The organism is Nocardia sp. NPDC052112 (assembly GCF_040680135.1).
In the GTDB taxonomy this organism is placed as follows: domain Bacteria; phylum Actinomycetota; class Actinomycetes; order Mycobacteriales; family Mycobacteriaceae; genus Nocardia.
This window is the reverse complement of the sequence record NZ_JBFAWD010000013.1, coordinates 20,590-32,419: the sequence shown is the minus strand read 5'-3', so window position 1 is coordinate 32,419 and position 11,830 is coordinate 20,590. Positions and strand designations below refer to the sequence as shown.

The 11,830-nt window shown below is 67.2% G+C and carries 13 protein-coding genes; 6 read left to right on the top strand and 7 right to left on the bottom strand.

The annotated features are described in order from the left end of the window. Positions 1-36: 36 nt before the first annotated feature. Positions 37-399, top strand: a complete 363-nt coding sequence (locus AB0L58_RS24520; RefSeq protein WP_364389955.1) for an oxidoreductase — start codon at positions 37-39, stop codon at positions 397-399. 77 nt (positions 400-476) lie between these two features. Here AB0L58_RS24520 and AB0L58_RS24515 read toward each other — a convergent pair whose 3' ends face one another. Then, positions 477-2,021, bottom strand: a complete 1,545-nt coding sequence (locus AB0L58_RS24515; RefSeq protein ID WP_364389954.1) for a leucyl aminopeptidase — start codon at positions 2,019-2,021, stop codon at positions 477-479. A gap of 229 nt (positions 2,022-2,250) precedes the next feature. On the opposite strand from AB0L58_RS24515, the gene gcvT reads away from it, so the two are divergent. Together gcvT and AB0L58_RS24505 are read left to right on the top strand one after the other, a co-directional pair. Next, entirely contained in the window at positions 2,251-3,351 is a 1,101-nt protein-coding gene (gcvT, locus tag AB0L58_RS24510) for a glycine cleavage system aminomethyltransferase GcvT (RefSeq protein ID WP_364389953.1), read from the top strand. A 116-nt stretch (positions 3,352-3,467) separates the two neighbouring features. Continuing rightward, positions 3,468-4,568: a branched-chain amino acid aminotransferase gene (locus AB0L58_RS24505; RefSeq protein ID WP_364389951.1), complete on the top strand. Its 1,101-nt coding sequence runs from the start codon at positions 3,468-3,470 to the stop codon at positions 4,566-4,568. A 44-nt stretch (positions 4,569-4,612) separates the two neighbouring features. Here the strand turns inward: AB0L58_RS24505 and AB0L58_RS24500 are convergent, their stop codons facing one another. The 5 genes from AB0L58_RS24500 to AB0L58_RS24480 all read right to left on the bottom strand — a co-directional run bounded on the left by AB0L58_RS24500 (position 4,613) and on the right by AB0L58_RS24480 (position 8,973). Further along, a complete protein-coding gene (locus AB0L58_RS24500) occupies positions 4,613-5,326 on the bottom strand; it encodes an MBL fold metallo-hydrolase (RefSeq protein ID WP_364389949.1) in 714 nt (237 codons plus the stop codon). A 95-nt stretch (positions 5,327-5,421) separates the two neighbouring features. After that, a complete protein-coding gene (locus AB0L58_RS24495; RefSeq protein WP_364389947.1) occupies positions 5,422-6,171 on the bottom strand; it encodes an adenosylcobinamide-GDP ribazoletransferase in 750 nt (249 codons plus the stop codon). A 23-nt stretch (positions 6,172-6,194) separates the two neighbouring features. After that, positions 6,195-7,307 carry a nicotinate-nucleotide--dimethylbenzimidazole phosphoribosyltransferase gene (gene cobT / locus AB0L58_RS24490; RefSeq protein WP_364389946.1) on the bottom strand — a complete coding sequence of 371 codons (1,113 nt, stop codon included), beginning with the start codon at positions 7,305-7,307 and terminating at the stop codon, positions 6,195-6,197. 101 nt (positions 7,308-7,408) lie between these two features. Beyond that, positions 7,409-7,963, bottom strand: coding sequence for a bifunctional adenosylcobinamide kinase/adenosylcobinamide-phosphate guanylyltransferase (cobU, locus tag AB0L58_RS24485; protein WP_364389945.1), 555 nt, complete (start codon positions 7,961-7,963; stop codon positions 7,409-7,411). A 26-nt stretch (positions 7,964-7,989) separates the two neighbouring features. Further along, entirely contained in the window at positions 7,990-8,973 is a 984-nt protein-coding gene (locus AB0L58_RS24480) for a helix-turn-helix domain-containing protein (RefSeq protein WP_364389944.1), read from the bottom strand. Positions 8,974-9,059: 86 nt separating this feature from the next. Between AB0L58_RS24480 and AB0L58_RS24475 the strand changes: the two genes are divergently transcribed. Beyond that, positions 9,060-9,218 carry a hypothetical protein gene (locus AB0L58_RS24475; protein WP_364389943.1) on the top strand — a complete coding sequence of 53 codons (159 nt, stop codon included), beginning with the start codon at positions 9,060-9,062 and terminating at the stop codon, positions 9,216-9,218. 185 nt (positions 9,219-9,403) lie between these two features. On the opposite strand, the gene AB0L58_RS24470 is transcribed toward AB0L58_RS24475, so the two are convergent. After that, positions 9,404-10,075 carry a DUF3043 domain-containing protein gene (locus AB0L58_RS24470; RefSeq protein ID WP_364389942.1) on the bottom strand — a complete coding sequence of 224 codons (672 nt, stop codon included), beginning with the start codon at positions 10,073-10,075 and terminating at the stop codon, positions 9,404-9,406. Between the two features lie 173 nt (positions 10,076-10,248). Between AB0L58_RS24470 and AB0L58_RS24465 the strand changes: the two genes are divergently transcribed. Both AB0L58_RS24465 and AB0L58_RS24460 read left to right on the top strand, forming a co-directional pair. Continuing rightward, a complete protein-coding gene (locus tag AB0L58_RS24465) occupies positions 10,249-10,599 on the top strand; it encodes an iron-sulfur cluster assembly accessory protein (protein ID WP_040688522.1) in 351 nt (116 codons plus the stop codon). Between the two features lie 141 nt (positions 10,600-10,740). Next, positions 10,741-11,709, top strand: a complete 969-nt coding sequence (locus AB0L58_RS24460; RefSeq protein WP_364389940.1) for a carbohydrate kinase family protein — start codon at positions 10,741-10,743, stop codon at positions 11,707-11,709. The last annotated feature ends 121 nt before the right edge of the window (positions 11,710-11,830 follow it).

Here is an 11,830-nt window from a genome sequence, read left to right as displayed (position 1 = left end):
GAGCAGTCGGTCACCGGTGGAAGGAGGTCGGCGTCGTTGGGTTTGCTGGATCGTTTCCGAGGCGGCGCGGCGCGGGGTGGCAGCGCTTTACGTGCGGGTTCGGGTAGTGGTAGCGATGCCCGCTACCTCGCCGAGTGGGTGCGCACCCACACCGGGGTGGAGGGCTACGTGGAGCCCAAGACGACGGTGACGGATGTCACTGTCGTATTGATCGCGGCCGACGGTGAATGGACCCGTCGCATCGTCGGCGAGCGCGGCGCACAGCGGCTAGCCAGGGATTTGCGAATTCCGGTCTACGACGTCCGCAAGACCGGTTATCCGCAACGGATGCGCGACTACGACGCCCGCAAGCGGATCGAGCGCCAGCGGGCGCTGGAACCCGATTCGGGCGACTTGTAGGTCTGTTCTTTTCGTTCAATTTGTTCGCGGATCGCGATGCGACGCCCAGGGCATCCGGACGCCGCATCGGCATTCGGCTACTCCGCCGCGTCGGACCGATCCTCGTGCGCGATGTCCTCGATCACCGAGACCAGGGTGCGGACCGGAACTCCGGTGCCGCCCTTGCCGATGTAGCCGAACGGACCGCCGGTGTTGTAGGCCGGACCCGCGACGTCCAGGTGTGCCCACTGCACACCCTCGGGGACGAACTCCTTGAGGAAGATCCCGGCCGAGAGCATGCCGCCCCAGCGGTGCGATGCGACATTCGCCAGATCGGCGACCTTGGAGTTCAGATCGGCGCGCAGTTCGGCGGGCAGCGGCATGGCCCAGCCGTTTTCACCGGCCAGCCGGGACAGCCGCGCGACGCGGTCGCGGAAATCGTCGGTGCCCATCACGCCGGGGGTGCGGGTGCCGAGCGCGACCATCTGCGCGCCGGTGAGGGTGGCGACATCGATGAGGTACTCGGGATCGTCCTCGCTCGCGCGCACGATCGCGTCGGCCAGGATCAGGCGGCCCTCGGCATCGGTGTTGAGCACCTCGACGGTCTTACCGCCGTACTGGGTGAGGACATCGCCGGGGCGCTGCGCGGTGGCCGAGGGCATGTTCTCCGCCATCGGCACGGTCGCGATCACAGTTACCGGGAGCTCCAGCTTGGCGGCGGCGACGGTCGCGGCGATGACCGCGGCGGCGCCCGCCATATCGGAGGTCATATTTTCCATATTCGCGGCGGGCTTGATGGAGATGCCGCCGGTGTCGAAGGTGATGCCCTTGCCGATGAGTGCGATCTTCTTGGGGCCGCCGCTGTAGGTCAGGCGCACCAGGCGGGGCTGGCGCGAGGAGCCCTTGCCGACGCCGAGCACCCCGCCGTAGCCGCCCTCGGCGAGCGCCTGCTCGTCGAGCACCTCGACCTGCAGGCCCGCGCCCTCGGCCAGCGCCTTTGCCCGTGCGGCGAATTCGGCCGGGTACAGGTGGCTGGGCGGGGTGTTGACCAACTCGCGTGCGGTCGCGATGGATTCGGCGACCACCCAGTCGTGGTTGAAGCCCTTGCGGTAGGACACGCTCGGGTCGCCGACCAGGAGTTGGACTTTGCGCACCGGCTGCTCGTCCGGCTTGCCCTCGGCATTCTCGGATTTGAACGCGGTGAAGGAGTACGCGCCGAGGAAGAACCCTTCGGCGGTAGGGCCGATGCCGCCCTCGAGACCCGACAGCGTGGTCACGGCCAAGCCGACACCGGTCAGCGCACGCCCGGCGACGCCGGCCGAGCGGCGGATCTGTTCGGCATCGATCTTGTCCGCGGCGCCGAGTCCGACGGCGAGCACACTTTTCACGCCGAGGCCCGCGGGCGCGGGAATCCGGGTGAGCTCCTCCGCCTTACCCTTCGCGCCGACGGCGCGCAGCTGTTCCTGCAGCGCCGCGCGGACATCAGGGGCGAGGATATGGTCGACGAATTCGTCCTCCAGTGTGGCGATCGTCGGGCCGTCGTCACCGGACACCAGGCCGATCACCAACACATCGGTGTCGGCGCTGATGGTGTCGACCAGGTCCAGGTCCGGTCCGAGCGAGCGATCTGCAACAGCGGTCATGGGCACAGGCTATTCGGTCTGCTCCGGCCGGCGCATCGCGACGCCATCGCATAACAGCTGCGTGCGCGGTGGTGTGCGGCGAAACGCCTGCAACACCGCTGGGTGCCGCATACCTTTGCAGTTCCGCATCGTTATCTACAGCTGATCGATCTGGGCTGATCGTCACAGCGCCGGATGTGCTCAACCCACCCCGTCGGCTCCGCCGACTGCCGTCCCCTAGGCTCAGCGCGTGACCGATGCGAACCTGCGGCAGGGCCCGATCCATGCTGTCCACGTCGAGCTCGGGGCGAAGTTCGCGCCGTTCGGCGGATGGGAGATGCCGGTCTCGTACGCGGGGACGGTCGGTGAACACCAGGCGGTTCGCACGACCGTCGGGCTGTTCGATGTGAGTCACCTCGGCAAGGCCACCGTCCGCGGCACCGGAGCGGCGGAGTTCGTGAACTCGGCGCTCACCAACGACCTCGCTCGGATCCGGCCGGGCAAAGCGCAGTACACCCTGTGCTGTGCGCCCGACGGTGGGGTGATCGACGATCTGATCGCCTACTACGTCAGCGATGACGAGATCTTCCTGGTGCCCAATGCCGCCAATACCGCGGCGGTGGTCACGGAACTGCGGAAGGCCGCGCCGGAGGGCATCACCGTGACCGATGAACATCGCGAGTACGGGGTGTTCGCGGTGCAAGGGCGGCACTCGACGGCGGTGCTCACCGCACTCGGGCTGCCGACCGATATGGAGTACATGGCCTACGCCGACGCCGAATGGGACGGCCGCCGGATTCGGGTCTGCCGTACCGGATACACCGGTGAACACGGCTATGAACTGCTGCCGCGGTGGGCCGATGCCGAGCCGCTGTTCCGCGCGCTCGTCGAGCAGGTCCGCCAACACGATGGGCAGCCCGCAGGGCTCGGTGCTCGCGATACGTTGCGCACCGAGATGGGTTATCCGCTGCACGGACATGAACTGTCGCTGGCGATTTCGCCCGTGCAGGCGCGCTGCGGGTGGGCGATCGGCTGGCAGAAGTCCGAGTTCTGGGGTAAAGCCGCACTGGAGCAGGAGAAGTCGGCTGGTCCGCGTCGAATCCTGTTGGGGCTGAAGGCGCTCGATCGCGGTGTGCTGCGCCAGGGACAGACCGTGCTGCGTGCCGGTGCGCCCGTCGGTGAAACCACTTCCGGCACCTTCTCGCCCACGCTGCAGATCGGCATCGCCCTCGCCCTGCTCGATACCGCGGCGGGGATCGAACCCGGTGCCGAGGTCGATGTCGATGTCCGTGGGCGACGGCTGCGGTGCGAGGTCGTGCGCCCGCCGTTCGTCGATACCAAGACCAAATAGTCGGCGTCTCGCGCGAGACCCGTCTGTACTGCGGGTTATCGGCAGGTTGCGCGTGTGCGTTCGCGGCGGGCCGACACGCGCACCGCGGCGGATCGGCGCCGGATAGGATCAGGCTCATGACCGTTGCCGCACAGTTCACCCATGTTCCGCATCCCGCGCCCACTTCGGCGCAGCGGGTACAGGAGATTCTGGCGGCGCCGGGATTCGGGCGCTTCTTCACCGACCACATGGTTTCCATCGACTACACCGAGGGCGAAGGCTGGAGCAATGCCCGGGTCGAGCCCTACGGGCCATTGGCGTTGGATCCGGCGACGATGGTGTTCCACTACGGCCAGGCCATCTTCGAGGGGCTGAAGGCCTACCGGCAGAACGACGGCAGCATCTCCTGCTTCCGCATCGACGCGAATGCGGCACGCTTCCGCAAGTCCGCGCGCCGGATGGCGATGGCGGAGTTGCCCGAGGAACTTTTCATCGAATCCGTGCGTCAACTGCTCGAGGTCGACGGGAGCTGGGTGCCGGCGGCCGGTGGTGAGGAATCGCTTTACCTGCGGCCGTTCATGTTCGCCACCGAGGCCGGACTCGGTGTGAAGCCCGCCTCCGCCTACAAATACCTGCTGCTGGGATCGCCTGCGGGCGCGTACTTCCCGCGCGGGGTGAAGCCGGTGCGGGTCTGGCTGTCGACCGAATACGTGCGGGCCGCACCCGGCGGTACCGGTGAGGCGAAGGTCGCGGGTAACTACGCGGCCTCGCTGCTGGCCCAGGCGCAGGCCTCCGAGCAGGGCTGTGATCAGGTTGTCTGGCTCGATGCCTGTGAGCGCCGCTATGTCGAGGAGATGGGTACCAACAACCTGTTCTTCGTCTTCGGCTCCGGTTCCGAGGCGCGGCTGGTCACGCCGGAACTGTCCGGCTCACTGTTGCCCGGTATCACCCGCGATTCGCTGCTCACCCTCGCCGCCGATTCGGGCTATGTGGTCGAGGAGCGCAAGGTTTCGGTCGAGGAGTGGCGCAAGGGTGCCGAATCCGGTGAGATCACTGAGGTTTTCGCCTGCGGCACCGCCGCCGTGATCACACCCGTCGGCTGGGTTCGTTCCGCCGATGGTGAGTTCGCGATCGGCGGTGGCGAACCCGGCGAGGTCACCATGGCGTTGCGTGACACCCTCACCGGAATCCAGCGCGGCACTTTCGAAGATATCCACGGGTGGATGCGCGGCATGTGACTGCGGCGACTCGAGAAATGCCGCAGCCGTGTGCCGTTCGCGGGTCAGCTGGGCATGAAGGCGCGCCATTCCTCCAGGGTTTGCGGGCGCATGACATAGTTGGCGTCCTTGACCGTGGAGAGCGCGGCGGAGGGCTCCTGGGAATACCAGTGGCCCGGATAGACGACCGGGTCGCCGGATAGGTCGGCCAGGTAGCGCAGGCTGCGGAACATGGCGTCGGAGTCGCCGCCGGGAAAGTCGGTGCGGCCGCAGCCGTCGATGAAGAGGGTGTCGCCCGCGATGAGGCGATTGTCGAACAGGAAGCACTGGCTGCCGGGGGTGTGGCCGGGGGTGTGCAGCAGTTCGATATCGAAGGTGCCTACGCCGACCTTGTCGCAGTGTTCATGTCCGGTCAGTTCGCTCGGCGCGATGCCGGTGACATTGGCGACCCAGGACAGTTCCTCGGCGTTGACGTGCACCGGGACACTCGTCTTCTCGAGCAGCTCACGCACCCCGCGCAAAGTGAATCCCAGCATGGTGCCGCCGACATGGTCCGGGTGATGGTGGGTGGCGAGCACCCCGGTCAGCCGCAGCCCGTCGGCCTCGGCGATATCCACCAGTTCGCCGGCCGCATACGCCGGGTCCACCACCACACATTCGCCGGTCTCCCGATCGCCGATCAGATATGCGAAATTTCGCATCTGCGTCGCGATCGGATCTCCAACAGCGAAATCTCGACCGGACAGCAGTTGACGAAAATACAGACGCTCGGAAGACATACCGTCCACTGTATTGCCTGACCCAGACAATGCGCGCACCGTGCCAGCTATCTCGGTGGACGGGATTGGCGATTCCTCGGTACAGGTTGGTCGGGTCAGGCGCCAAGGGACAGTCCGGCGGCGGTGATGGCGACGGATATCTCGAGTGTCGCACCGAGGATGTCGCCGGAGAGGCCACCGAAGCGGCGAATGCAATGTCGGGCCAGCAGGGTCGAAATGCCCAGGGCGACAACGATAACGAGGGGGCCGACCCAGCGGTGCTCCGGTACGGCGAGTATGCCCGCGGCAACGGCGAGTGCGGACCAGAGTGCGACGGTGATCGAATGTTGGGTCCCGGCGACCAAGGCGCCGAAGCCGGTGTCGGGCGCGGCGGTGCTGCCGTGCCGACAGGCGAGGACCACCATCACGCGGCCGACGGCTACCGCCAGCACGACCGCGAGCCACCGCTCGGCCTGCGCCAGCGCCGCGAACGAAAACGCTTGGATCCCAACGGCGAACACAATCGCCGCCGCCCCGAACGGTCCCGCGCCGCCACTCTTCATGATCTCTCTGGCCCGCTCGGGCGAACCATAGGACCCCAACCCGTCCATCGTGTCGGCCAACCCATCCAGATGCATCCCCCGAGTAACGAGCGCCAACCCGGCAACCATCACCAGCCCGGCAACCGCCGCACTCGCCCCGCCCCACACCAACACCCAGAGCACCCCGACCCCGCTCACTCCGAGCCCTACCCCGACCAACGGCGCCAACCCGATCGCCTGCCCCGCTGCCGCTCGGTCGACGCTGTCGGGCCCCCGCACCGGCAACACCGTCAGCCACGACACCGCGAGCCGCACGCCGTTCATACCCGCCGACCTGAGCAAGACAGCTATTTCCGCAAGTCCGGCGGCGCGATCCCCTCGGCGTCGACGCTGGGCTCGGCTTCGGCTTCGGCCGCCGAATCGGCTGTGCTCACACCGGCTTCGGCGAAGGTGGCCATTTCAGCGAGGGTGGCTACGGCGGCGCGGAGGATGGGCAGGGCGGTCAGGGCGCCGGAGCCTTCGCCGAGGCGCATATCGAGGTCGAGGAGGGGATCGAGGCGGAGCTGGCGCAGGGCGAGGGTGTGCGCGGGTTCGGTGGAGCGGTGCCCCGCGAGCCACCAGGCGCTGGCACCAGCGGCCAGGTCCTCGGCAACCAGGGCGGCCGCGGTGACGACCACGCCGTCGAGAATGACCGGAGTCCGGCGGGTCGCGGCCTGGGCGAGGAAGCCCGCCATGGCGGCGAAGTCCGCGCCCGCGGCTACCCGCAGCAACTCGACCGGATCCTTGGCGACCGGGCGGGCACGGCGCATGGCGTCGCGAATCGCGGCGACCTTGCGGATCCAGCCGGCATCGTCCACGCCGGTACCCCGGCCGACAGCGGCGATGGGTTCGGTATCGGTGAGGGTCGCGATGAGGACGGTGGCGGGGGTCGTATTGCCGATGCCCATATCGCCCGCGATCAGCAGGTCGGCGCCCGCATCGATTTCCTCGTCGGCGATTGCCTTGCCCGCGGCGAGCGCGGCATGGATCTCGTCCTCGCTGAGTGCGTCTTCGCGATCGATCGCCCCGCTCGAGCGCCGCACTTTATGCTTGGCGACCTGCGGATCGGTATCGGTGTCGACGGAAATATCGACGACACGCACGGTTGCGTCGGCCACTGCGGCCAGCGTATTCACCGCCGCGCCGCCGCCGACGAAATTGGCGACCATCTGCGCGGTCACTTCACTCGGATATGCCGAAACACCATGGCGCGCAATACCGTGATCCCCGGCGAACACCACCACCCGCGCCCGCTCGAACTGCTTCGGCGGGCACACACCCTGACATGCCGACACCCAATTTCCGAGCGTCTCGAGCCGCCCGAGCGCCCCACCGGGTTTGGTCAGCTGCGCCTGCCGCTGCTCCGCCGCCGCCCGAATCCCCGCATCGGGTGGCACAACCGGTCCGAATCCGTCTGTCACTATCGAGCCTTTCCGGGTCGGGGCAGTTCATTCCTGACACCGCGCAGTCCGTGTCCGGCCCAATCTTGCCGCCACCTCCACCACCCCGCACCACCGGGCGGCTACTTCAAGCGGAGGGGAAGACCGGCGACTATGAGGAAGGCTTCATCGCAGGTTTGCGCGAGGCGTTGGTTGAGTATGCCGATTTCATCGCGGAAGAGGCGGCCGGAACGGGTGGCCGGGATGACACCCATGCCTACCTCGGGGGTGACGATCACCAAGCGACCGGGATAGTCGGCGACGGCAGTGACCAAGGCATCGGCGTCGGGGCCGATGGTGCCGCGTGCGGCATCCCACGCCTCGCGGGCGTCGATACGGGCGGTGAGCCAGGTGCCGATATCGTCGATCAGTGTGGTTCCGGTCGAGGGAGCCGCGGTGAGAACCGTTGCCGGATCGGCGCTTTCGATGACCGTCCAGTCCGCGGGCCTGCGGTCGCGGTGGCGGGCGATGCGCTCGGCGAAGTCGAGATCGGCCGGATCGGGAATCGCGGTGGCGATATAGCGCACCGGGCCGCCCTCGGCGGCCAATACCTCCGCGAACGTCGACTTACCGGATCGCGCGCCGCCGAGCACGAGGATGCGGTGCGCGCGGCTGCTGGGAGATGAGCGGTCCGACACGGCAGCACCGTATCAATCAGCCGCGCTCAAGCTCGTTGTTCGGTCGCCTCCGCGGCCCCGAACCGGCGGCGATACTCGGTCGGCGCGATACCGACGATCTTCTGGAAGTGGTGCCGCAGCAGCGCACCGGATCCGAAGCCTGCTTGCGCGGCAATATGTTCCAGACCCTCGTCGGAGTCCTCCAGCAGATGCTTCGCATACAGCACCCGCTGATTGGTCAGCCATTTCACCGGTGTGGTTCCGGTTTCGGCGGCGAAGCGGCGGGCGAAGGTGCGCGTGGACATTATCGAGCGGGCTGCCAGATCGTCGATGGTGTGCGGCAGGTCGAGGTTTTCGCTCATCCACTGCAATGTGGAGCTGAGACTGTCGGAGGTGCATTCGGGCACGGGATGTTCGATGAATTGGCGTTGCCCGCCATCGCGCTGCGGCGGCACCACCATGCGCCGTGCGATCGCGTTCGCGACGGAACTGCCGATCTCGCGGCGCACCAGATGCAGGCACGCATCGATCCCCGCGGCCGTGCCCGCCGAGGTGATCAGATTCCCCTCATCGACGAACAACACATCGGGATCGACCGTGGCCAGCGGGAACCGCGCCGCCAGCTGGTCGACGTAGCGCCAGTGTGTCGTGCATTTGCGGCCGTCGAGCAGTCCGGCCGCCCCGGCCAGGAACGCACCGGAACATACGGTGAGCACGATCGCCCCGGCATCCGACGCCGCCCGGATCGCAGCGACGACCTGCGGATCGGGCCCGTGTTCGAAGGCCGATGCGGGGAATGCCGGAATCGCCACCAGATCGGCCTTCGCCAGCTCCTCCAGCCCGAACTCCGGGGTGACGGTGATACCGGGCGTCGTGGACGGCAGCGGCTTCCCCGGCTCGGCCCCACATACCTTGAAATCGAATCCGGGCAGCCCGTCCGCGGTCCGATCGAGTCCGAAAACCTCACAGACCACGCCGAATTCGAACATGGCCAGACGCTCGGAGAGCACCACGGCGACCTTGGACAGCATGGAGTCAGCGTACCTGGCTGGATCTTTACGAACAATGTCAGAACAGCCACTTTCGGCGGTAAATCATCGAGCGCAAAATTACTGCCATGATTACTTTTCTCGTCAGCATGGCGGTCGTGGTGGGCTTCGCGGTTCTGATCACCCGGGGTGGCGGTCACGCCGGATCAGCGAATGTCATCGATCGCGACGCCCAGCGCCTGCAATCCGATCTGTCCGCCATCCTCACCCACTCCCATCACCACTGAGGGGTGCTCGGGACGCTGTGGCTCCGATGCTGCTCTCCCGACCACAACGGAGCGAGTCTTACGAGCGACGTTCGCGGCCCGTCTCGCGTCCGAGCCGTCGAAGCGCATGCGACGCAGTCGCGAGTCTCGACGGCTCGGACGCGAGACAGCAGGGGGCACCGAACCCGCGGCGCAGGCGCGGCAAATCAAACACTGTCGCCGGGCCCTACCCGCGGCTTCGGTGCCCGCATCTTGCGGATCTGCGAGGCCCGGACGAAGGCGTACCAACCCAGCTTGTAGCCGGTATCGGTGCTGTCCGGGAAACGCTCACGCACCCGGCCGTTGACGATCCGGCCGAGCAGGAAGCCCTCGGCGATCATGAAGACCATCATCACCAGCATGGCCAGCGTCACAATCGACTGCAGCGCGGGCGCGACGAACATCGACAGGATCAAGACCAGCGCCATCGGCATGAACAATCCGACCAAGTTGCGCCGGGCGTCGACGATATCGCGTACGAAGGCCCGCACCGGGCCCTGATCGCGGGGCAGCAGGTACTTGTCCTCGCCGGCCAGCATCCTGGCGCGCCGGTCCTGGGCGGCCAGCCGACGCTCGGCGGAGGCCGCCTTGCGGTCCTCGCGGTTACCGCGCGTGGCCTTGCGCCGGGCGCGGGCCTCCTTCGCGGTGAGTGGGGCCGGGGCCACCGGGCCGCGCCGGTTGCCTTGGGCGTCACGACGTTTCGGAGTCGGTCGGCCCTTGCCTTCGGTGGCGGTGGCCGCTTTGGTAGTGGAGACTGCGGTCGAGCCGCCGTCCGAGCCCGCCGTCTGGTCGGCGCTCTCGTCGGTGGTGCTGGACTCGCCGCGACGGAACAATTTCACGCGACCAGGCTATTCGATGCGGTACCCCACCGGAAATGAGGTCGGTGGGAGGTTGTGTCCACCGCGCCACCCGGTGGTGGCAAGATGGGGGAATAACAGCCCGCTGAGTAGTGTTGTCAGCCACGAGCCGTGCGCTGTTCACGGGTTGAACACAGCTGTCTTGAGGAGAGTTCATGACTGTGCAAGACGAGACGACCACCCACGGTGTGACTCTGACCGATGCCGCCGCCAGCAAGGCGAAGGCGCTGCTCGACCAGGAGGGTCGCGACGACCTCGCGCTGCGCATCGCCGTGCAGCCCGGCGGTTGCGCCGGCCTGCGCTATCAGCTCTTCTTCGACGACCGCTCGCTCGACGGTGACCTGACCGTCGATTTCGGCGGTGTCAAGCTGGCCGTCGACCGGATGAGCGCGCCGTATGTGCAGGGCGCCTCGATCGACTTCGTCGACACCATCGAGAAGCAGGGCTTCACGATCGACAATCCGAATGCGACGGGTTCCTGCGCCTGCGGCGACTCCTTCAACTGACACCTCCGCCGTCCGCCGATTGTTGCCGGGGCGAAGAAGTCATGGGTGCTCGGCGGATGCGGTAATTGATACGGTGAAGGCGCGGGTTGGTATCCCCCGCGCCTTTCGTCGTCTGTCGCCTACTCGAAGGGGCTCAGCCTCGTGTCCATCGCCGTGTCCGCGTCCATTGCGACCGACCATCTCATGCGCTTCCCCGGACGGTTCGCCGACGCGCTGCTGGCCGATCAGCTCGACCACGTTTCGGTGAGCTTTCTCGTCGATGATCTGCAGATCCGCAAGGGCGGTGTCGCGGGCAACATCGCCTACGCCATGGGCGTCCTGAACCGTACACCGTTGCTCGTCGGCGCGGTCGGTGCCGATTTCGCGGAATATGGCGCCTGGCTGGAGAAGCACGGTGTCGACTGCTCGACCGTCAAGATCTCGGATCGGGCGCACACCGCGCGCTTCGTCTGCACCACCGATGACGATATGGCCCAGATCGCCTCGTTCTACCCGGGGGCGATGAGTGAGGCCCGCGACATCTCGATCGGCGAACTCGCCGAGCAGCACACCCTCGACCTGGTGCTCATCGGCGCCAACGATCCCGAGGCGATGCTGCGCCACACCGCCGAATGCCGCGAACTCGGCATCCCGTTCGCCGCCGACCCGTCCCAGCAGCTGGCCCGCCTCGACGGCGATCAGGCCGTGCAGCTGATCGACGGCGCCGCATATCTTTTCACCAATAAGTACGAATGGGCGCTGCTGCTGCAGAAGACCGGTCTGAGCGAGGAAGAGATCGCGCGCAAGGTCGGTATCCGGGTCACCACGCTCGGCAAGGACGGCGTGCAGATCTTCGACCGCGACGGCACCGAGGTGACCGTCGGTGTGGTCCCCGAGGTGAACAAGGTCGAGCCCACCGGCGTCGGCGATGCCTTCCGCGCGGGCTTCCTGACCGGCCACACCACTGGGCTCTCGTTGGAGCGCTCCGCCCAATTGGGTTCGCTCATCGCGGTTCTCGTACTCGAGACCATGGGCACCCAGGAGTGGACCCTCAACAAGGACGATGCTCTCGAACGCCTCACCAACGCCTACGGCCCCGACGTCGCGGACGACATCAAGCCCCTTCTCTGACCCGACACCGATCTCGAACGGCCGCACCCTGACCCGGTGCGACCGTTCGCATCAGCCCACCGCGCCGCTCCCACGTGGTATCCGGTTCCGCGCACGCTCGAGCGCGCGAGAAGGTGCGCGG

Coding starts and splice junctions, on each gene's coding strand:
- AB0L58_RS24480 (WP_364389944.1), bottom strand. CDS start 8,973: ATGCTGTCCAAGGTCGCCGTGGTGCTCTCCGAGCGTCTGGCCATGTTC.
- AB0L58_RS24500 (WP_364389949.1), bottom strand. CDS start 5,326: ATGTCTTCCGAGCGTCTGTATTTTCGTCAACTGCTGTCCGGTCGAGAT.
- AB0L58_RS24515 (WP_364389954.1), bottom strand. CDS start 2,021: ATGACCGCTGTTGCAGATCGCTCGCTCGGACCGGACCTGGACCTGGTC.
- AB0L58_RS24495 (WP_364389947.1), bottom strand. CDS start 6,171: ATGAACGGCGTGCGGCTCGCGGTGTCGTGGCTGACGGTGTTGCCGGTG.
- AB0L58_RS24475 (WP_364389943.1), top strand. CDS start 9,060: ATGATTACTTTTCTCGTCAGCATGGCGGTCGTGGTGGGCTTCGCGGTT.
- AB0L58_RS24505 (WP_364389951.1), top strand. CDS start 3,468: ATGACCGTTGCCGCACAGTTCACCCATGTTCCGCATCCCGCGCCCACT.
- AB0L58_RS24465 (WP_040688522.1), top strand. CDS start 10,249: ATGACTGTGCAAGACGAGACGACCACCCACGGTGTGACTCTGACCGAT.